14 protein-coding genes are annotated in these 19,913 nt (G+C 71.4%); 5 read left to right on the top strand and 9 right to left on the bottom strand.

Going from position 1 to position 19,913, the window contains the following annotated elements; all coding sequences use genetic code 11:
* The first annotated feature begins 27 nt into the window (after nucleotides 1–27).
* The 3 genes from AB5J49_RS06315 to AB5J49_RS06305 all read left to right on the top strand — a co-directional run bounded on the left by AB5J49_RS06315 (nucleotide 28) and on the right by AB5J49_RS06305 (nucleotide 3,052).
* The gene (locus AB5J49_RS06315; protein ID WP_369175063.1) at nucleotides 28–1,674 is read left to right on the top strand and encodes an IS1182 family transposase; all 1,647 of its coding nucleotides are present in this window, start codon (nucleotides 28–30) and stop codon (nucleotides 1,672–1,674) included.
* Between the two features lie 190 nt (nucleotides 1,675–1,864).
* Nucleotides 1,865–2,728, top strand: a complete 864-nt coding sequence (locus AB5J49_RS06310; RefSeq protein ID WP_369167446.1) for a phosphatidylinositol-specific phospholipase C/glycerophosphodiester phosphodiesterase family protein — start codon at nucleotides 1,865–1,867, stop codon at nucleotides 2,726–2,728.
* 129 nt (nucleotides 2,729–2,857) lie between these two features.
* Nucleotides 2,858–3,052 (top strand): hypothetical protein, encoded by a 195-nt coding sequence (locus tag AB5J49_RS06305; RefSeq protein ID WP_274237251.1) that lies wholly within the window; start codon nucleotides 2,858–2,860, stop codon nucleotides 3,050–3,052.
* A 3-nt stretch (nucleotides 3,053–3,055) separates the two neighbouring features.
* Here the strand turns inward: AB5J49_RS06305 and AB5J49_RS06300 are convergent, their stop codons facing one another.
* Together AB5J49_RS06300 and AB5J49_RS06295 are read right to left on the bottom strand one after the other, a co-directional pair.
* The gene (locus AB5J49_RS06300; protein ID WP_369167445.1) at nucleotides 3,056–4,294 is read right to left on the bottom strand and encodes a phosphodiester glycosidase family protein; all 1,239 of its coding nucleotides are present in this window, start codon (nucleotides 4,292–4,294) and stop codon (nucleotides 3,056–3,058) included.
* A gap of 75 nt (nucleotides 4,295–4,369) precedes the next feature.
* Complete coding sequence (locus tag AB5J49_RS06295; protein ID WP_369167444.1) at nucleotides 4,370–4,729, bottom strand: DUF779 domain-containing protein; 360 nt, start codon at nucleotides 4,727–4,729, stop codon at nucleotides 4,370–4,372.
* 90 nt (nucleotides 4,730–4,819) lie between these two features.
* On the opposite strand from AB5J49_RS06295, the gene AB5J49_RS06290 reads away from it, so the two are divergent.
* Nucleotides 4,820–7,969, top strand: a complete 3,150-nt coding sequence (locus AB5J49_RS06290) for a BTAD domain-containing putative transcriptional regulator (protein WP_369167443.1) — start codon at nucleotides 4,820–4,822, stop codon at nucleotides 7,967–7,969.
* On the opposite strand, the gene AB5J49_RS06285 is transcribed toward AB5J49_RS06290, so the two are convergent.
* Genes AB5J49_RS06285 through AB5J49_RS06275 form a run of 3 tightly spaced genes read right to left on the bottom strand, consistent with a single transcriptional unit; the run spans nucleotide 7,959 to nucleotide 10,979 of the window.
* Complete coding sequence (locus AB5J49_RS06285) at nucleotides 7,959–9,179, bottom strand: cytochrome P450 (protein WP_369167442.1); 1,221 nt, start codon at nucleotides 9,177–9,179, stop codon at nucleotides 7,959–7,961. The genes AB5J49_RS06290 and AB5J49_RS06285 overlap by 11 nt on opposite strands.
* A 28-nt stretch (nucleotides 9,180–9,207) precedes the next feature.
* Complete coding sequence (locus tag AB5J49_RS06280; protein WP_369167441.1) at nucleotides 9,208–10,008, bottom strand: ABC transporter permease; 801 nt, start codon at nucleotides 10,006–10,008, stop codon at nucleotides 9,208–9,210.
* Complete coding sequence (locus tag AB5J49_RS06275) at nucleotides 10,005–10,979, bottom strand: ATP-binding cassette domain-containing protein (protein ID WP_369167440.1); 975 nt, start codon at nucleotides 10,977–10,979, stop codon at nucleotides 10,005–10,007. Before AB5J49_RS06275 ends, AB5J49_RS06280 begins: the two co-directional genes overlap by 4 nt.
* Here AB5J49_RS06275 and AB5J49_RS06270 point away from each other — a divergent pair.
* Nucleotides 10,978–11,202 carry a hypothetical protein gene (locus AB5J49_RS06270; protein ID WP_369167439.1) on the top strand — a complete coding sequence of 75 codons (225 nt, stop codon included), beginning with the start codon at nucleotides 10,978–10,980 and terminating at the stop codon, nucleotides 11,200–11,202. The genes AB5J49_RS06275 and AB5J49_RS06270 overlap by 2 nt on opposite strands.
* On the opposite strand, the gene AB5J49_RS06265 is transcribed toward AB5J49_RS06270, so the two are convergent.
* From AB5J49_RS06265 to AB5J49_RS06250, 4 genes are all read right to left on the bottom strand, one after another.
* Nucleotides 11,199–11,450, bottom strand: coding sequence for a hypothetical protein (locus AB5J49_RS06265; RefSeq protein WP_369167438.1), 252 nt, complete (start codon nucleotides 11,448–11,450; stop codon nucleotides 11,199–11,201). The genes AB5J49_RS06270 and AB5J49_RS06265 overlap by 4 nt on opposite strands.
* Before the next feature lie 234 nt (nucleotides 11,451–11,684).
* Nucleotides 11,685–16,907, bottom strand: a complete 5,223-nt coding sequence (locus tag AB5J49_RS06260) for a family 43 glycosylhydrolase (protein WP_369167437.1) — start codon at nucleotides 16,905–16,907, stop codon at nucleotides 11,685–11,687.
* Between the two features lie 143 nt (nucleotides 16,908–17,050).
* On the bottom strand, nucleotides 17,051–17,683 hold the full coding sequence (locus AB5J49_RS06255) for a DedA family protein (protein ID WP_369167436.1): 633 nt from the start codon (nucleotides 17,681–17,683) through the stop codon (nucleotides 17,051–17,053).
* Nucleotides 17,684–17,872: 189 nt separating this feature from the next.
* On the bottom strand, nucleotides 17,873–19,876 hold the full coding sequence (locus tag AB5J49_RS06250) for a SpoIIE family protein phosphatase (RefSeq protein ID WP_369167435.1): 2,004 nt from the start codon (nucleotides 19,874–19,876) through the stop codon (nucleotides 17,873–17,875).
* Between the last annotated feature and the right edge of the window lie 37 nt (nucleotides 19,877–19,913).

Genomic DNA, 19,913 nt, shown 5'->3' with positions numbered 1-19,913 from the left:
GCCGTCGTCGTGTTGAGGGTGGGTTCGGTGTCGTTGCGTGGGGTGGTTCTGGGGGAGATCCCGGAGGAGACGGCTCGGCTGGCGCGTGCGGTGTTTACGAAGGGCTGTCTGGTGATGCGGGTGCGGGACGCGCTCGGGCCGGTGTTCTCGGATGCCGATTTCGAGGAGCTGTTCCCGGCCCGGGGGCGGTCGGTGGTGTCTCCGGCATGGCTCGCGCTGGTGTCGGTGTTGCAGTTCGCCGAGGGGCTGACCGACCGGCAGGCCGCGCATGCGGTCCGCTCGCGTCTGGACTGGAAGTACGCCCTCTCGCTGGAGCTGGCCGACACCGGATTCGACTATTCGGTGCTCTGCGAGTTCCGTGCTCGGCTGGTCGAAGGCGAGGCCGGCCAGATGGTGTTCGATGCCGTGCTCCGGGTGGCCGCCGAGGTAGGGCTGGTCAAGGCGGGCGGGCGGCAGCGCACGGATGCCACCCACGTGCTGGCCGCGACGAGAGACCTGAACCGCTTGGAGTTCGTGGTCGAGACCCTGCGTGCGGTATTGAACCAGGTGGCGGAGGCGGCCGGGGACTGGCTGGTGACGGTGGCGCCGCCGGAGTGGTTCGACCGCTACTCGGCCAGGCCGGAGGACAGTCGTTTCGCGTCCCGGTGGGCGGCCCGCGTCGAGCACGCCGACCAGTGCGGGACCGACGGCATGACGCTGCTGGAGGCCGTCTGGTCGGCTGTGTCACCGCCTTCGTTGCGAAGCCTGCCCGCGGTGGAGTTCCTGCGGCAGACCTGGGTGCAGCAGTTTCACCACGTCGAGGGCACCGTGCGCCGGCGCGGGACGAAGGACTTCCCGCCGGGCGCGGTCCGCTTACGGACCCCCCACGAGCCCGAGGCCCGCACTGGTTCGAAACGGGATCTGGGCTGGTCCGGTTGCAAAGTCCACCTCAGCGAGACCTGCGAGCCCGATGCCCCGCATCTGATCACCCACGTTCGCACCACGCCGGCACCCGTCAACGACGTCCTCGTCCTGGAGGACATCCACACCGCCTTGGCCGGACGCGGCCTGCTTGCGGACGAGCACCTGGTGGACGCCGGATATATCGACGCCGAACAGATCCACCATGCCCGCCGTGATCACGGCATCGAGCTGGTCGGCCCGGTCAAGTCCACCACCGTGAAGGCACAGGCCACCGGAGACATCTTCGGCAACACCCGCTTCACCATCGACTGGGACCAGCGCCAGGCCGTCTGCCCCGGCGGACGGACCAGCGTCGTCTGGCGGGAAGCCCGGAGCCAGTTCGATGCTCCGGTCACCCGGGTCCGGTTCGCCGCCCGGCACTGCGACCCCTGCGAACTGCGGACCTCGTGCACCAGCTCCAGGACCGGCCGCAACCTGACCCTGAGACCGAAGACCGAGCACGACATCCTTCAGCAGGCCCGGGTCGAGCAGGACACCGACCACTGGCGCCGCCGCTACGGACACCGAGCCGGCGTCGAGGGCACCGTCTCACAGGGCGTCCAGGCGTTCGGCCTGCGCAGATCCCGCTATCGCGGCCTCGCCAAGACCCAGTTGCAGCACCACTTCACTGGCGCCGCCGTCAACCTCGCCCGCATCGATGCCTGGCTCACCGGCAGACCACTCGCCAAGACCCGCGTTCCCCCCTTCGCAGCACTCCGCCCTGCTGGATGAGATCCAGCAGGGCGGAATTAACCAACAGCGTCCACCCGGTGCGGGCTTTTTCGTGCGCCCTGCAGGGGTGAAGTGAACGCAGGACGGCAGTCCGGCCAACTCCCTGCCCGCCTCTGCTGTTTGGGGCCTTCGGAAACGCATACTCGCAGCGTTCCCCACGCCCCCATCGCCCCTGTCAGGGAGGCAGAGTATGGCCCTCACCACCCGTCGCAGAGCCCTCACCACCCTCGGCGCCGCCCTCGCGGGCTCGGTCGCGCTGCCCGGCACCGTTGCGTCGGCGAGCGAACAGAAGCACGGACCGCGCCCGTTGTGGCGGGCGCACGCCCACAACGACTACGAGCACCCGCGTCCCCTCCTCGACGCCCTCGACCACCGCTTCGGCAGCGTCGAGGCCGACATCTACCTGGTCGGCGACCAGCTCCTCGTGGCCCACGACCCCGAGGACCTGGACCCCACCCGCACCCTGGAGTCCCTCTACCTCGACCCGCTGGCCGCCCGGGTCCGGGCCAACCACGGGTCCGTATACGGGGGGTACCGCAAGCCGATCCAGCTGCTCGTCGACATCAAGACCGAGGGCTCGTCGACCTACCTCGAACTCGACAAGCACCTGAAGCGCTACAAGCACCTGTTCACGACGTACGCCCACGGCCGCGTCTGCCCGGGCGCGGTCACCGCCGTGATCTCCGGCGACCGCGCGGCCCGGGTACCCATGGAGGCCCAGACCGTCCGCCGGGCCTTCTACGACGGCCGTCTCGCCGACCTCTCCAGCTCCGCGCCCGCCTCCTTCATCCCGCTGATCAGCGACAACTGGACGCTCAACTTCACCTGGCTGGGCGTGGGCGCCTTCCCGGACGCCGAGCGGCAGAAGCTGCGCGGCATCGTCCAGGCGGCGCACTCCCGGGGGCAGAAGGTGCGCTTCTGGGCCACCCCGGACGTGGCCGGTGCCGCCCGGGACGCCCTGTGGGGCGAGCTGCTCGCCGCCGACGTCGACTTTCTCAACACCGACGACCTCGCCGGTCTGGAGGCCTTCCTCGACGCCCACCGGACGGCATAGGCGCACCTGCGGGCACGCCGCGCAGGACACCACACGTTCGGAGTACAGCTCAGCTGCCCGGACGAACCCTCCGCTACGCCACACTTGCGGCCGAAGGCCGCGAAGTGGACGTGGCGGAGGAGGTTGACGATGGCCATTTCCATCTCTGTGGTGTTGCTGCTGTTCATCCTGGCGGTGATCTTCGTGCGCAACGGCGGGCTGAAGGTCACCCACGCGCTGGTGTGCCTGCTGCTCGGCTTCTACCTGGCCAGCACGAGCATGGCGCCCACCATCAGCAGCGGTCTGACGGCCACGGCGGACATCGTCAGCAGCCTCAGACCGTGACCGTCAGGGCGTCGAGAAGACTCCGATGCCGTTCGGGACGGGGCGTTCCACGCCGTCGGACGGGTGGTTGCGTACGGAGACCGCGGCTGCTCCCGGTTCGCGGGCGACCAGCGTCGACGAACCGCCGCCGTCCAGGCTGAAGGCGTCGACCGAGCCCAACTCCCGCATGACGGAGGCCACTTCGGCGACGGTCAGGCCGCTTCGGTACTCGCGCGCGCCGTCCAGCGCGAGCAGCAGCAGGCGCCGTCCGCCGTCCGCGATGCCCACGGCGGTCCGCACGGCCGAGGCCCTGTCGTCGAGACCGGGCAGCGGCTGTCCGTCGTCGAGCACGGGGTACCCGCCGAGGGCGAAGCGGTACGGGACCCGTGACGCCGACGCCACCAGCCGGTGCCGTACCTTCACCCGCTCGCCCGCGAAGAACTTCCGCAACTGCTGCGCGCCCGCCTCCCGGCCCACGAGGACGGTGGTGCCCCGGGCGATCGGCCCGCTCCCGGGGGCGTCGGCCATCGACACGACCCGGCCGCGTCGGACCGTCACCTCGTAGGTGTCGGTGCTGCACGGAGCCGCCCGGTCCGTGTCCGTGCCGCAGGTGGCGCGCACCCGGGAGGCGCTGCCCCACGCGGCGGTGAACGCCCCGATGGAGCCCACCGGCAGTGCGTACTGGTTGAGCCCGCGCAGCGGCAGCCGGCCCTCGGGTGTGCGGACCGAGCCGGCGAGGCTCAGGCCGTCCAGCCGGGCCCTGCGGTCGACGCCCACGCCGAGCACGTCCTCGGTGCTCGTGCCGGGCGGCAGCGCCGGTCCGAAACGCTGGCCGTCCGGCACCGCCGCCTTCAGCGCCCGGCCGTGCGCGATCGCCGGACCCACGCTCGCGCCGGTCGCCTGGACGCCCGGGTGCTGGGTCTCGCTGATGTTGAAGAAGTCGCCGTTCACGCCCGCGACGGCCCCCTGCGCGGTGGCCTGCTGCGAGACGGTCGCCCGCGCCGCCACCGCTCCGGGATGCAGCAGATCGAGACGTACGTGCGGATTGCGCAGGTCGACGGTGAGCAGGTGGGCGTGCGTGGTGCCCTTCGCCGACGCGATGTCGAACTCCTCGTACGCGACACCCGGCGCGATCGGGGTGCCCTGCTCCGCGGCGCCGGCCGGGGCCGCCCCCACCAGGGCCGCACCGGCCAGCGCGCTCAGTGCCGTGAGCAGCGTGAGCGCCGCTCTGCCTGCTGCGAACCGTTTCTGACGACGTGTCATGGGTCCCCCTGATGTCTCGTCAAATGTCCCAGGGCTCAGGGGAAGTGCACCAGACGGCGATGACCTGCGGGGTTGCTAGGCGTCGACGACCCGCGAACGGGTGAGGAAACGCACCCCCTCGGGTGCCTCCAGCGAGAAACCGCTGCCCCGGCCTTCGACGACGTCGACGATCAGCCGGGTGTGGCGCCATGCCTCGTACTGACTGCGCGCCATCCAGAACCTCACCGGCTCCCCCACCCCCTCGACGTTCAGCTCCGCGAGCAGCACGTCCGAGTCGCCGGTGCGGAACTCGCCGTCCGGGTAGCACATCGGCGCGCTGCCGTCGCAGCAGCCGCCGGACTGGTGGAACATCAGCGGGCCGTGCGTCGCGCGCAGACGGCGCAGCAGGTCGGCGGCCGCGGGAGTGAGTTCGACGCGCGGGGTCTCCTCATACATGGCAGCAAGGGCAGCACAGGGAACGTTGCGAGAGGGTTGCGCCCGTTGTGGCCATCCGCTCCGACCACCCGTTCTGACTAGTCTGCTCGGGTGACCATCGAGTTGACGCTGCTGACGTCCGTCGCCCACCGGGGCAAGGAGATCACCGCGCCCCGCCTGCGCGCCCTGCTCGCGCTGCTGGCCGGGGAGCCGCGGGCGGGCTGCGGCACCGGGCGGCTCATGGCCGGGCTGTGGCCGGACGAGCAGCCGGAGAACCCGACCAAGGCGCTGCAGATCCTCGTCTCGCGGGCACGCTCGCTGCTGGGCGGCGAGGTCATCGCGAGCACACCCACCGGCTACCGCATCGCCCTGCGCGAGGACCAGGTCGACGCCTGGGCCGTCCAGCTGCACGCCGCCGCGGGTGCGGAGAAGGCGCGGGCCGGCGACCATCACGGCGCGGTCGCCGAGGCCGAGGAAGGGCTCGCGCTGTGGGGTGGCGGCCCGGCGGAGGGCGGACACCTCGACGACCCCGTGGCGGGGCTGCGCCTCGAACTCGCCGCCACACAACGGGCGTTGGTGCGACTGCGGGCGCTTGCGTTGGCGCGTTCGGGGCGGCGGGAGGAGGCGGTAGGGCCGCTCGGCGAGCTGGTGAGCGCGCATCCGCTCGACGAGGAGCCGCTGCTGGAGCTGATGCGCTGTCAGGCGGCCACCGCGGGAGCGGCCGCGGCGCTGGCGGCGTACGACACCTACCGGCGCCGCCTGCGCGACGAGCTCGGCACCGATCCGGGGCCCGCCCTGCAGGAGCTGCACCAGGAACTGCTGCGCGGCGAGGCGCCCGCCGTGCGGCGTGGTGTACCGCACGAACCCAACCCGCTGCTCGGCCGGGATGCCGACGTCGAGGCCGTGCGACGGCTGCTGCACAGCGCCCGCGTCACCTCCGTCGTCGGCCCCGGCGGCCTGGGCAAGACACGGCTCGCGAGCGCCGTCGCCCGGGACGCCGAGCAGCGAATCGTGCACCTGGTGCCGCTCGCCGGTGTCCGTCAGGACGCCGACGTCGCCCCCGAGGTCGCCTCCGCGCTGGGCGTCGGCGAGGGGCTGCGGCCCACCGCGGGGGGCGACCTGATCGCCGGCATCCTGGGAGTGCTGGGCTCCGGACCGGCGCTGCTCGTCCTGGACAACTGCGAGCAGGTCGTCCAGGGCGTCGCCGACCTCGTACAGGGACTCGTGTCCAGGACGCGGGACCTGCGCGTCCTCACCACCAGCCGCGCCCCGCTCGGCCTGTCCTCCGAGACCGTCTACCCCCTGCCCGAGCTCGACCTCGCCACCACCGTCGAGCTGTTCGAGCAGCGCGCCCGAGCCGCCCGCCCCGACGCCGACCTGCCCGCCGACGCCGTGGCCGCCCTCTGCCACCGCCTCGACGGCCTGCCGCTCGCCACCGAACTCGCCGCCGCCCGCGTCCGCGTGCTGTCGGTCCCGGAGATCGCCCGCCGCCTGGAGGACCGCTTCGCCCTGCTGCGCGGCGGCCCCCGCGACGCACCCCAGCGCCATCGCACCCTGCACGCCGTCGTCGACTGGAGCTGGAACCTCCTGGCGGAGCCGGGGCAGGCCGCCTTGCGTGCCCTGTCGGTCTTCCCGGCCGGCTTCACCGCCGAGGCGGCGGAACAACTCGTCGACGGCTTCGACGCCTTGGAGGTCCTCGAGGACCTCGTCGACCAGTCCCTGCTCAAGGTGACGGACACCCCGCACGGCATCCGCTTCCGGATGCTGGAGACCGTACGGGAGTTCGCGGCCGCGCATCGGGAACGGGCCGGTGAGGAGGCGGCGGTCACGGAGCGATTCCTGGGCTGGGCACGGGACTTCGGGGTCGCCCACCACGACGCACCCTTCGGTACCGACCCGTTCGCGTCCTGGCACCTGATCCGCGCCGAGCAGGACAACCTCGTGCACGCCCTGCGGCTGGCCCTCCCACTCGCGGACGCGGACACCGTCGCCGCGGTCACGGCCGTGCTGGGAAGCCTGTGGTCCACCGAGGCCAGTACCCACTACGCCCGGCTGATGGCGCTCATGGCGGACACCGCGCCGCTGCTCTCCCACTACCGGCCGGGCCCCGAGTACGTCGAACCGGCCCGCACCGCCACCGCCCTGCTGACCGCCAACTCCTTCCTCGGCCTCGGCCCCGGCGCTCCGCGCACCCTCGTCGCGCTGCGCCGCCTGCCGCCCGCCCCGCCGGACACCGTGGTCCGGGCCGTGGCGACGGTGCTGAGCGCGCTGCCGGAGATACTCGCCCCCGGCGGCCGCGGCACTCTCGACGCGCTGTGCGCCGGCGACGAGCCGCTGCTCGCGGGCATCGCCAACGGTGCCGCCAGCTATGTGTGGGAGCACGACCGCCAACCCGACCGAGCCCTCGTGGCCGCCCGCCGGATGCTCGACGCGGTCGGCGACCAGGACATCCCGGTGCTCCGGATCTGGCCGAGGGCCCGGTTCGCCGAACTGTGCCTGCAGATGGAGCGCGGTGCCGAGTCGATCGGGCCCATGAAGGCCGCGCTCGAAGCGCTCGAAGAGTACGGCGAGTGGACCGACTCGATCGGCCTGCGCTGGGGGATCATGCTGGCCAGCCTGCAGGCCGGAGACCTCGACGAGGCGGAACACTGGCTGGAGCAGGCGCTGCGCTACCAGCGCGAGAACGCCGCCTCCGACCCGTTCACCCCCGACCTGGGCGCTCGCGCCGAGATGGCGCTCGCGCGGGGCGACATCGAGACGGGACTGGGCCTGTGGCGCCGGACCCTGGACCGGCTGGCGCACATCGCGCATTCGGTACCCGGCGGTGAACCGGTGATGGAGGCCTGGGGGCCGGAGCTCCAGTCGGTCGCCGTGACCGCACACGCCCGGTACGGCCGGATGGACCTCGTCGCACACCTCCTCGCCGCCCTGCCCGACCGCCTCACGAGCCTGCTGACCCGCTCACCTGCCGTCCAGCCCGCCTACTTCCCGCTGTGCGGTGCGCTGCTGCTCGCGCTCGGCACGGCCGATCTGGCGAAGGGGGACGCGGGCGGTGTTCGGCTGATCGCGCTCGCCGAACGGTTCCGTTATCTGCGCAGCTTCCAGCCCACGATGTCCTCCGCCCGCGCTCGCGAGGACGCCGAGAACGCCGACAAGGCGGCATACGAGGACGCGGTGTCCACGTACGCCGCCCTGGACGACGACGGGCTTCGCGAGGCCGCGCTCGCCCTGGTGCGGGGCCGGAGCCGGCTCACAGCCTGACCGGCAGGCCCAGCAGGTGGAAGCCGTCACCGGGCCAGTGCCCGAAGCGGAGACCGGCGCGGTCCACGGCCAACCGCGGTGCTGTGGGCCGGTTCACGACAAGCTCCTCGAAGACGACACCCGTCACCAGCCGGCCGAGCGCCGCGCCGATGCAGTAGTGCGGGCCGTGCCCGAAGGCGAGGTGACCGTCGCCGCGGCCGAACTCCCGTGTCACGTCGAGGCGTTCGGGGGCGTCGTACACGGCCGGGTCGTGGTCCGCGGCGAACAGGGCCACCGTCACCGCCTCGCCCTTCACCAGCGGTGTGCCGGCGAACACGAAGTCCTCGGTCGCGTACAGCGTGGCGCCCATGCGCACCAGCGTGACGTACCGCAGGAGTTCGGGGACCGCGCGGCCGAGCAGCTCCGGCTCGGCGCGCAGCCGTTCCAGCTGGTCCGGGTGGTCCAGCAGGGCGAGGACGGCATGGGCCAGGAACAGGGGGGGCGGGGTGATACCGGTGTTGATCAGCAGGAAGAAGACGGTGACGATCTCGTCGTCGGTCATGCCGCCGTCCGCCAGCAGCGCCGACACCAGGTCGTCGGCGGGCTCGGCCCGGCGCCGGGCGACCAGGTCCTTGGCGTACTCCACGACACCGCCGAGCCCTTCGAGGACGCGGCTGCCGTCGCCGTAGGCGAAGTCCCGGATCCACCCGCACACCCTGTCCTGGTCGGCCGCGTCCACGCCGAGAAGCGCGCAGATCACGGCCGTGCTCAGCGGATAGGCGAACTCGCCCAGCAGATCGGCCTGTTCACGCTCGGCGAGGGCCTCGATCAGCTGCTGTGCCGTCTTCTCGACGAAGGGGCGCAGTGCGGCCACCCGGCGGGCGGTGAAGGCGCGGGTGAGGGGGTTGCGGCGGCGGGTGTGCTCGTCCCCGTCGAAGAGGGCCAGGTGGCCGGAGAGGTACTGCGCGTACTCGGGCGGGAGGCCGTCGAGGCCCTGCGCCAGCAACTCGGCCTGCGGATCCGGCATGTCGGAGTCGGCGATCGTCGAACGGTCCCGGATCAGGCGCGGCTCGCTCAGCGCGGCCCGCACGTCCTCGTGGCGGGTGACCAGTCGTACGGGGGTGTCGAGGCCCGGCAGGAGGACGTGGCCGAGGCCGGGACGGGAGCGCAGGTCGGCGTAGGCGCCCACGGGGTGCTCGACGAGTTCGGGGGTGAGGCGGACGGTGGTCATGGCAACTGCCCTTCTTCAGTGGGGGTGTTCAGTGGGCGTCGCGGTCGAAGAGGCGGAGCGACCACAGGAACCCGAGGACCGCGATCGCCACGCACCACGCCACGGCCATCCAGCCGTTGTGGCCGATCCCGGCGCCGGTCAGCAGCCCGCGGACGGTCTCGATGACCGTGGTGAACGGCTGGTACTCGGCGAACCAGCGGATCCCGGAGGGCATCGAGTCGACCGGCACGAAGGTGCTGCTCACGAAGGGCAGCAGGAACGAGATCGGCAGCGGGGCGTTGCTGGCGCCCTCGGGCGTCTTGCTGATCAGTCCCAGGGCGACCGAGAACCAGGTCAGCGCGAGGACGAAGAGCACGAGCAGCCCGCAGGCCGCCAGCCATTCCACGGCACTCGCGTCGGGACGGAAACCGATGGCGAGGGCGACGGCCATCAGCAGGACCAGGGTGATCGCCGTCTGGATGACGCTGCCGACCACATGGCCGACCAGGATCGACGCCCGGGAGATCGCCATCGTACGGAAGCGGGCGACGATGCCCTCGGTCATGTCCGTACACACGGCGACCGCGGTCGGCACGGCTCCGACACCCGCGGTCATGAGCAGGATGCCGGGGACGAGATAGGCGAGGTAGGCGGTGCGGTCGCCGCCCTGGCCGATTCCGGTGCCGAGCGCGGAGCCGAAGACGTACACGAACAGGAGGAGCAGGAAGACGGGGATGAGCGCGACCTGGAGTGTCATCGAGGGGTAGCGGCGGGCGTGCAGCAGGTTGCGCCGCAGCATGGTGAGCGAGTCGCGCAGGTGCGGGGTGGCGGGCTGGGCGGCGGCGGTCATCGGGTCTGCACCTTCTCGTGGTCGGGGCGGCCGGTCACCGCGAAGAAGACGTCGTCGAGATCGGGGGTGTGCATGGTCAGCGAGTCCACGGCGACGCGGGCGCCGTCGAGGGCGTCGAGCAGGGCGCGCAGGGTGTGGACGCTGCCGTCGCCCGGGACCTGGAGGGTCAGCGCCTCGTCGTCGCGCAGGCCCACGCCCAGCACCTCGGCGGCGCGGGCGAGTTCGGCCGGGTCGAGGAAGCGGAGGCGGACATGGCCGCCGGGGACGAGCCGCTTCAGCTCGTCCGCGGTGCCCTCGGCGACGATCCGGCCGCCGTTCAGGACCGCGATGCGGTCGGCGAGCTGGTCCGCCTCCTCCAGGTACTGCGTGGTGAGGAAGACCGTGACCCCGCCTGCCACGAGCTCGCGGATGATCTGCCACACCGCGTGCCGTGCGCTCGGGTCGAGGCCGGTCGTCGGCTCGTCCAGGAAGATCACCTCGGGGGAGCCGACCAGCGTCATCGCGAGGTCCAGGCGCCGCCGCATACCGCCGGAGTACGTGGCGGCGGGCTTCTTCGCGGCGTCCACGAGGTCGAAGCGTTCGAGCAGCTCGGCGGTGACGCGCCTGCCCGCACTGCGGTCCAGATGGTGCAGGTCCGCCATCAGCGCCATGTTCTCCTCGCCGGTGATCAGGTTGTCGACGGCGGAGAACTGGCCGGTGACCCCGATCGCGGCGCGCACGGACTGCGGCTCGGCGGACACGTCGTGCCCGGTGATACGGGCGGTGCCGCCGTCGGCACGGATCAGGGTGGAGAGGATCTGGACGGTGGTGGTCTTGCCTGCGCCGTTCGGGCCGAGCAGCGAGAAGACCGTGCCGCGCGGCACCCGCAAATCGATGCCGTCGAGGACGACCTTCGTGCCGTACGCCTTGCGCAGCCCCACGGCCTCGATGGCCGGGGGCGTCTGACCGGTGCGCTGCCGTGGTGAGTTCATGCCCCGGAGTGTGCGCAGGGCCGCCTTCGGCGCGGTTTCAGAGTGGTTTCAGGGTGCCGGAGGGGCTGGAGCGGTCTGCGAGTTCGTCTACGACGACGCGAGCCCCCAGAAGCCGGTCGTCACCTCCCCGGACTACCCGGAGGACCAGCTCCAGGACGGCGTCGGCGTCTACGGCACCTTCACCATGGACTCCCCGTCGGACACCGCGCCGGCCTGCCCCTAGATGGTGATCGACAGCTCCGCGTCCGTGAACGTGCCGTGGGCCGGATTGACGTCGCTCTCGCCGCCCCGGCCGTCGCAGCCGCGGTCCGGGTCGAACATCAGGTACGTGCCGGCCGAGCACGTGATCCACATCTCGGCGTCCCCGCCGAGCACCAGGCCGCCCGAGAGACTGGCGCCGCCCTGCACGACGGCGTTGTCCCTGACGACGACGTTGCCGCCGATCGTGGCACCGGAGTTGACCCAGGCCAAGCCCTCGATCCGGGCGTTGCCGACCCAGCCGCCACCGTTGGCGTGCCAGTGCCCGCCGCGGCCGGCTTCTGGTGACCCCGCTCGTACCCGGAGGGCGTGGCGCCGCTGATGCGGAACTCGTAGTGGTGCACGGTGGCGGGCGTGCCGGTGACGACCAGGTAGACCTCCTTCTGTACGGCAAAGCCCTGAGCCAGGCCGAGGTCTCGGCGCTGGCTCAGGGCACGTAGCGGCCTTCTAGCGCGAGTCCCTGCCCAGGGTGACGAAGCCCGTGGTCTTCGCGCCGGTGGCGTTGTCGTAGACGACGTCACCGGTGGACTTCTTCCAGATCCTGATCCGGAAGGTGTCAGGGGCGTCGGTGGCGGTGACACGGAAGCCGTAGCCGCTGCGCCCGTTGACCTGGCCGGTGCCCTGGTAGACGGCCCGGGAACCGCTGACCACGAGCCAGTCGGAGCCGGTGGAGCGGAACTTCAGCCTGGCCGGACCGAGGTCGAAGTCGGCCTTTCCGGTGGGGACCGTGGCTCCCTTCGCGTAGAGGGCGGCGAAGGAGAACGCCGCCTTGCCGGTCAGGTCAGGAGCGGCCGGGTAGGCGCCCGCCGGTGAAGTGATCACGCCGGTGCCGAGCGCGGGGCCCGCCGCGCGGTCGTAGACGATCAGCTCGGGGAGGGTGGTGCTGTCCGAGGCGCCGTCGTCGTCCGTGACCATGATCACCGGGCGGTGGATGCCGGCCTTGGCGTAGGTGTGCTCGGCCCGGCAGCCGGCGCCGCTCACCGTGCCGTCCGTGGGTTCGGTGCCGTCCTTGAAGTCGATGCGGCAGGTGTGGGTGTCACTGGTGCCCGGGTCGGCGAACGCGGCGGTGATCACCGTGCGCTTGCCGGCCGGCACCGGGGACGCGGGCCCGCTCGCGGACGTGATGGCCGGTGCCGCGTTGGCGACCTCGACGGTGGCCGTGTCGCTGCTGCGGCCCCCGGTCAGCGTGACCGTGTAGGTGCCGTCGTCGGTGCAGGTGAGCGTCGTCTTCGCCGCCCCGGCGTCGCTGACGGCGCAGGGCGCTCCCTCCTCGACCGCCCACTTCGGGCCGCCCGCCCCGGAGATCGTGCCGTTCAGCGGGATGCGGTCGCCCTCGGTGCCGTCGGTGTCCGGGCCGGCGTGGACGACGGTGACGGGGTCGATGCCGGTCAGCGTGGGCACGACCTTCTTGATCAGGCCGTCGGCGTCGAACTCCAGCTTGTCGACGGTGGTTTCACGATGGGTGCCGTCACCGCCGGGGATGGCGAACCGGTGGTAGGCGATGTACCAGTCGTCGGTGTTCGGGACATGGACGACCGAGTGGTGGCCGGGGCCCTTGATGCCGAGGGAGAGGTCCTTCTCCAGGATCACGCCGTGCCTGGTCCACGGGCCGGTGGGGGAGGGGCCGGTGGCGTAGGCGACGCGGTAGTTCTCGTCCCGGGTGTCGTTCTCCGACCACATGAAGTAGTAGGTGCCCTTGCGCTTGATGACGAAGGTGCCCTCGTTGTAGCCGCTGGGCGTGATGTCCTTCATCTTCGAGGTGTCGACGGAGGTCATGTCGTCGTTCAGCGGGGCCACGTAGGCGTGGCCGTTGCCCCAGTACAGATACGACTGACCGTCGTCGTCCGTGAAGACCGCCGGGTCGATCATCTGGCCGCTGAACTGGCCTGCCTTGAGCAGCGGTCGACCGAGCGCGTCCTTGAAGGGCCCGGTCGGCGAGTCGGAGACGGCCACACCGATGTTGGCGTCGGCGCAGAAGTAGAAGTAGTACTTCCCGTCCTTCTCGGCGATCGTCGGCGCCCAGGCCCTGCTGTCCGCCCAGGAGACGTCTGGACCGAGGTCGAGGATGACGCCGTGGTCCTTCCAGTGCACCAGGTCCGTCGAGGAGTACGCCTTGAACTGCGTACCGCTCCAGCCCTCGAAGCCGTCGGTGGTCGGGTACAGGTAGAAGGTGTCGCCGAAGCGGACGATGTTCGGGTCGGCGTTGAGACCCGGCAGCACCGGGCTTCTCATGACGAGCGCCGATACCGTCCAGGTGCGCTTCTTGCCGTCGGAGCCCGTGACTTCGTACGTCACCGGCTTGCTGAAGTCCTGCACGCTGCCGGAGGCGGGGTTGATCGCCGCGCCGTGGGCGAGGGTGAACTCCGGTGCCAGCGCGGTGAGGTCGGTGCCCTCCTTCATCGGCAGGGTGATCCTGCTGCCGGCGTTGTCGACGAGGGCGTCGACCTTCAGCGCGGGGTCCGTCGCCTTCGCGATGCCCGCGGTGTTGCCGCTGAGCTCCATGACCTCCGCTGCCGTGAGGGCCCGGTCGTAGACGCGGAAGTCGTCGACCTCGCCGCCGAAGTACGGGTCGGCCGCGTACAGGGACCTGCCGATGTAGCCGCTGTGGTCCTTGTTCGCGTCGTACAGCTCGGACGGCTTGATGGTGACGCCGGTCGCGCGGGCCGCCTGGATGCCGTCGACGTAGAGCGCCATCGTGCCGGTCGTGCCGTCGAGGGTGACGGTGACGTGCCGCCACTCGCCGGGCGTGAGCTGCGAGCCGGCCGTCAGTTTCGACTCCGCCGACCAACTCGCCTTCGTGATGGCCGAGTAGAGGCTGGAGCCGCCGTTGGAGGGGGTCGCGAAGAGGTACTTGTCGCTGTCGGGGCCGAGCCCGAACAGCCACTGGAAGCTGTCGCCGCCCTTCCACTTGGCGTACGTCGAGACGGTCACGCTGTCGGCGTTCTTCAGCACGCCGTTCGGGATACGGACGTACGGCGCGGTGGTCGAGCCGCTCGAACCGCCGGACATCCTGAACGAGCCGCCCTCGACTCCGGTGCCGAAGTCGGGCGTACGGACGTAGGTGCCGTGGTAGCCGTGCCCGCTGGAGTCACGGGCGATGTTGCCGCCGGTCTCGTCGAAGTCGTAACTCAGGAGCAGGTCGGCCGGGACGTCCGGGCCTTCCTGCGAGACGGTGACCTCGGCCTGGACCGGTATCGCGGCGCCGTCCGGCAGGCTTCCGGTCACGGTGAAGGTGCCGGGCTCGGCGTACTTCGACTCCGGGACGTCCTCCCAGGTGACGGCGACGGGGCGCTTGACGCCGTCGGCGTACTCGGCGATCACCGTGGCCGGCAGAACCGGCGCCTGACCGGTCTTCGTCGTCACCTTCACGCCCTCGACGCTCGCTACGAGCTGGTCGGGCTGATAGGCGCGCAGCAGGCGGTCGTACTCGGCCTGGGTGACCGGCAGGACGGTGCCGTGACGGGGCTTGGCCGGCAGGTCGTAGCCGGTGGACGGGGTCCAGGTGCCGGAGGCGAGGTCGGTCGTCTCGAAGGGGATGTAGCCGCGGCCCCCGAACTCGTCGAGGAACGCGTACCACTTGTCCTCGGCGTTCGACTTGAACACCAGCGGCCCCTCGGCCGCGCTCATCGCGCCCTTGCCGATGCCTTCGGCGACGGCGTCCCAGGACAGGTCCAGCAGGGAGTCGCTCTTCTCCTCGAAGATGAACTTGCTGTTGGGGGTGGAGGAGGTGTTGTTCCGCTCGTCCTTGGAGAGGCGGAAGTACGTCCCGTCGTGCGCGATCACCGTGGAGTCGATGACGGAGTAGCCGCGGTCGATCCACACCTTGGGCTCGCTGAAGGTGTAGAAGTCGCGGGTGGTCGCGTACATCATGCGGTTGTAGGTGTCGCCGGAGTGCGCCTCGTTGTCGTACAGCTTCGACGCCCAGAAGACGACGTACTCACCGCGCTGCGCGTCGTAGAAGGCTTCCGGCGCCCAGGTGTTGCCCGCACTGTCCGGCGAGACCTTGACCAGGCGCTGGTTCGTCCAGTGCACCAGGTCGGTGGACTCCCAGACCATGATGGACTTGCTGCCGGTGCGCTGGGAGGCGTCCCAGTCGCCGTTGCCGTAGATCCTGAGGTCGGTGGCGATCTGGTAGAACTTGTCGCCCTCCGGGGAGCGGATGATGAACGGGTCGCGCAGGCCCTTCTCGCCGAGCGTGGAGGTGAGGACCGGCTTGCCGTCGTTCAGCTCACGCCACTTCAGGGGGTCGTTGCCCTTGCTGAGGGCGGCGTAGAGCTGTTCGCCGTCCGCGGTTCCCTCGCCGGTGAAGTAGCTGAACATGTAGCCCTTGAGGGCTTGCTTCGCGGGGAGCTCCGGGACCTTCGCGGTGAAGGTGCGGGTCGCCTTCGCCTCGCCCTTGGTGACGGTGGCGGTCAGCTCGACGGTGGTGGATCCGTCGCCGTGCGCGGGGCGGTGGACCACGCCGTCGTTGGAGATGACGTCCGGGTTCGCGGAGGACCAGGCGACGTCGGTGCCGTAGTCACCCCGCGCGGGGAGCGCCAGGTTGCCGCGTACGTCGTCGAGGTTGTGGACGCCGAGGGACTCGGCGGCCTGCTCGGTGGCCGTCCCGTCGTCGAAGGCCGGCAGGACCGTGACGTCGAAGGTCCTGGTGTCGGTCACGCTGCCCTTCCTCAGGGTCGCCGTGAGCGTGGCGTGAGCGTCCGGTTCACCGGCCGCGGGGCGGGTCACCGCGCCGGAGTCGGACACGACGCCGGGGTTGTCGCTGGCCCAGGTGATCGTGGAACCGCCGGCCGTGCCGGTCCTCGGCAGGTCGAGGTCGGCCGTGACGGCGCTGGTGTCACCGAGGCTCAGCGCGGCCTTGTCGTCGGCGACGCCCTGCGTGGCGACGGGGAGGGCGAGTTGCTCGACCTCGGAGCCGGCGAGGGCGCGGTCGTAGACCCGGAAGTCGCGGATGCGGCCCTTGAAGAGCTTGTCGCCGGAGTAGACCGACTTGCCGATGTAGTTGGCGGTGGTGGTGCCGGAGCCGATGGAGCCGGGGGTGATGGTGACCGAGGTGTTGCGGCCGACCTCCACACCGTCCTCGTACAGGACACCGGTGCTGCCGGTCTGGGTGTAGGTGAGGTGCTTCCACACCGCGCGGGTCAGATTGTGCGAGTCGGCGGGCTTGGTGGTCTGCTCCGTCGACCAGTTCCCGCTGGCGATGGACGTCCGGTAGGAGTTGCCGGTGGTGAACAGGTAGCCGTTGCCGCTGCTGCCGCTGGAGTTGCCGAAGCCGTAGATGAAGTACGGCGTGGACTGCGCGGAGTCCATCCGCATGTCCATCGAGACGGTGATCGCGTCCATGCCCTTCAAGACGTCGTTCGGCATCTTGACGTAGGTGTCCGAGCCGTTGAAGGCGAGCCCCTCGCCGGTGCCCGACCAGTCGGCGGCGCCGCCCACCGTGCCGTCGCGGCCGTGGCCGGAGGCGTCGGTCACGGTACTGCCGGAGGTGGCGTCGAGCTTGTACCAGAGGGCGAGACCGTCCGTGATCTCGGCCGGTTCGGCCGTGTCCGCGGCCAGCGCGGGAACGGTGGGTACGGCGAGTCCCAGGAGCAGCGACGCGGCGGTCAGCCCGGCGAGTCGGCCCGCCAGACGTCTCGCGCGGCCACGGACGCGTGCGATGTACGGCATGTGGAGTCCCTGCTGAGGCATGGCGGGGCCTCGGCCTGGGCACCCTGCCGTTTCGGCTGTGTGACGTCGTGTTGCGAGAGTGTCAATCGGGGTGTGGCGCAGCGTCAAGAGGTTTCGAACAATGTCCGGCATGTCGAACGAGGTCAGCGATCCCGCCTCGCGCGGCGGGCCTCGGCCAGCATGGGGAGGAGGGGCAGCAGGGAGATCACGACGACGAGGGCGACCAGCGGCAGCAGGAAGTCGTCGACGTCGGGGACGGAGGCCCCCAGCGCGTATCCGGCCAGGACGAGACTCTGCGACCAGAGCAGCCCGCCGACGATCTGCCAGACGGTGAAGGTGCGGGTGGGCACGCCGAGCGCGCCCGCCGCGGGGTGCAGGACGGTGCGCACCATCGGGATGAAACGACCGATCACCAGGGCCTTGCCGTAGCCATAGCGGGCCAGGAGCCGCTCCGCCTGCGCCGCCGTCTCCCGCACACGCCGTTTCGAGGTGCGGGCCAGCAGGGCACGCCCGCCGTGCCGCCCGAGCAGGAACCCGACCTGGGCCCCCACGACGGCGCCGACGGCCGCACCCAGCAGCACCTGCCACAGCACCAGCCGAGGTGCCTGCTCGGCGGTTCCCGCGCACAGCACACCCGCCGGGAACAGCAGCGTGTCACCGGGCAGGAAGAAGCCGAAGACCAGCAGGCCCGACTCCGCGAAGATCACCACGAGGACACCGAGCGCACCGAAGGTCGCCAGCACCGAGGCACTGTCCATCGGGTTGACGGCGATCACCGCCCTCACCTCCCGGCCGCCCCCGTAGGTCGCCCTCCCTCAAGCATCCCGTGCGAGGAGGCGTTCCTCCACGCGGTGCGAGGGGATGAGACGAGGCGTCGTCGCCCTCGGTGAACTCCAGCGACGAGCAGCGCACCGACACCCGCCCCGTGCCGCGCCAATCGATACAACCGATGCGGGATCGGATCCTCAGCCGAGCGCCTGATCGCCGGGCAGCGGCTGTTCGAACCAGACCACCTTGCCCGTGCTCACCCTCGTCGCTCCCCAGCGCAGTGCCAGTTGGTCCACCAGGAAGAGGCCTCGGCCGCCCTCGTCGCTCAGCCGGGCGTGCCGCATCCTCGGCACCACCGGCGAGTCGTCACCGACCTCGCAGCGCAGGACGTCCGTGCAGAGCAGCCGTAGCGTGATCGGCCGGGAGGCGAAGCGCACGGCGTTCGCCACCACCTCGCTGACCAGGAGTTCGGTGGACTCCACCAGGGAGTCGAGCCCCCACAGGTGGAGTGTCCTGCGGGTCAGCCGACGGGCCTGTCCCGCGGTCTGCGGGCGAGGGGCCAGGTACCAGTACGCGACGGTCTCCGGCAGGATGCCCTCGAACCGGGCGGCGAGCAGCGCGATGTCGTCGTCGCGGTCTCCCGCGCCCAGCGTGCCGAGCGCCTCGTCGCACAGCGTTTCCAGCGTCGGGGGCGCGGACCCCGATGCGGCCGCGTGCAGCCGGGCCCGCAGCCGATCCACCCCGGTCAGCACATCCGAGTCACGGGACTCGACCAGGCCGTCGGTGTACAGCAGCAGAGTCGCTCCGGCCGGCGCGTGCAGCTCGGTGGACTCGAATCCGCCCATGCCCACACCGATCGGCGCTCCGGGCGGGACCATCAGAATCTCCCCGCGACCGTCGGGGTGAAGGAGCACGGGCGGCAGATGGCCGGCGTTGGAGACCAGCAGTCGGTGCAGGACGGGGTCATACATGGCGTAGAGGCAGGTCGCCGTGTGCTCGGTGCCCAGGCGCCCGGCCTGCTCGTCGAGGTGGTGCAGGACCTCGTCGGGCGGCAGGTCGAGCAGGGCCAGGGTCTGCACGGTGGTGCGCAGCTGGCCCATGATCGCGGCCGATGTCATGGAGTGGCCCATCACGTCGCCGATGACGAGGGCGACGCGGTGGCCGGGCAGCGGGATCGCGTCGTACCAGTCGCCGCCGACCTGCGCGGTCCGCGAGGACGGCAGGTACCGGCTGGCCAGCCGGACTCCGGGAGGCTCGGGCAGCGACGGCGGGAGCATCGTGCGCTGCAGCGCGTCCGCGACGGATGCCTCGCGGGCGAACAGCATCGCCTTGTCGATTCCCAGAGCGGTGTGGGTGGCGAGCTGGGAGGCCACGAGAAGGTCGTCGCCGGTGAAGTCGGGCCGGTCGGGTCCGCGGAGGAGGACGACGGTGCCCAGGGCATGGCTGCGGCCGTGCAACGGGGCGATGATCAGCCGTTGCCCGGGCGGCATGGCCTGTGGGGCGTTCGTGGTGCCCAGCAGTTCGGCCGCGGTGGAGGTGACGCCCGCGGTACTCCCGAGCACGGGCCGCCCGTCCTCCAGCAGCTTGGCGAGCTGACCGTCGGCGGCCGGGCGTACGACTTCCGCCGCCTGCGCGGGCGGCTCGGGGCCCGGGGGGTCGGGGAAGCCGGCGGCGGTCGGGGCGGCCGGGTCCTGCGGGGCGACGCGGTCCGTGGTGTGCAGCCGCAGGGCGCCGGGAGCGGCGGTGACCTCGTCGCCGACCGGCAGTGGATCGTACAGATGGACGAACGCCGTGTCGGCGAAGGCCGGGACGGCCGCCCGGCACAGCTCGTACAACGTCTCGTCGAGTTTCATGCCGCGGGCGATCCGCCGGGTCGCCGCGTCGAGATAGCGGAGCCTGTCGGTCTGCGGCTCGATGGCGTCCGGCCCCTCGCGCCGTGGATCCCCCGGCCCACCGGCAGGGGCTCGCGCGGCCGCCGGGAGCATCGCCGGATCACTGTCGTCCGAGCCGGCACGAGTTCGCGACTGCGGCAGGTCCTCGGCCTCGTCGGCACGGTCGCTGGACACGGGGGGCTCAACGGGGTGCTGGGGCCGGGGCGGCCGCTGCGGGAGAGCGGCGTGCTGGTGCGTGCCGGCCGCCTGCTGCTGCGTGCCGGCCACCTGCCTGCCGGGGCCTTTGTCGGCCCCGAGCCGCTTCGTCATGCGTGTCCTTCCCGACGTGTGGGCCCGCGCCGGAGCG

The sequence above is a fragment of the Streptomyces sp. R28 genome (assembly GCF_041052385.1).
Lineage (GTDB): Bacteria > Actinomycetota > Actinomycetes > Streptomycetales > Streptomycetaceae > Streptomyces.
Note: the sequence above shows the minus strand (reverse complement) of the source record. Positions and strands in the feature narration are given on the sequence as shown.

Excerpts from the sequence above, each read along its gene's own strand:
- AB5J49_RS06310 (WP_369167446.1), top strand. The coding sequence starts at position 1,865 with ATGGCCCTCACCACCCGTCGCAGAGCCCTCACCACCCTCGGCGCCGCC.
- AB5J49_RS06305 (WP_274237251.1), top strand. The coding sequence starts at position 2,858 with ATGGCCATTTCCATCTCTGTGGTGTTGCTGCTGTTCATCCTGGCGGTG.
- AB5J49_RS06300 (WP_369167445.1), bottom strand. The coding sequence starts at position 4,294 with ATGACACGTCGTCAGAAACGGTTCGCAGCAGGCAGAGCGGCGCTCACG.
- AB5J49_RS06295 (WP_369167444.1), bottom strand. The coding sequence starts at position 4,729 with ATGTATGAGGAGACCCCGCGCGTCGAACTCACTCCCGCGGCCGCCGAC.
- AB5J49_RS06285 (WP_369167442.1), bottom strand. The coding sequence starts at position 9,179 with ATGACCACCGTCCGCCTCACCCCCGAACTCGTCGAGCACCCCGTGGGC.
- AB5J49_RS06280 (WP_369167441.1), bottom strand. The coding sequence starts at position 10,008 with ATGACCGCCGCCGCCCAGCCCGCCACCCCGCACCTGCGCGACTCGCTC.
- AB5J49_RS06270 (WP_369167439.1), top strand. The coding sequence starts at position 10,978 with ATGCCCCGGAGTGTGCGCAGGGCCGCCTTCGGCGCGGTTTCAGAGTGG.
- AB5J49_RS06275 (WP_369167440.1), bottom strand. The coding sequence starts at position 10,979 with ATGAACTCACCACGGCAGCGCACCGGTCAGACGCCCCCGGCCATCGAG.
- AB5J49_RS06260 (WP_369167437.1), bottom strand. The coding sequence starts at position 16,907 with ATGCCGTACATCGCACGCGTCCGTGGCCGCGCGAGACGTCTGGCGGGC.
- AB5J49_RS06250 (WP_369167435.1), bottom strand. The coding sequence starts at position 19,876 with ATGACGAAGCGGCTCGGGGCCGACAAAGGCCCCGGCAGGCAGGTGGCC.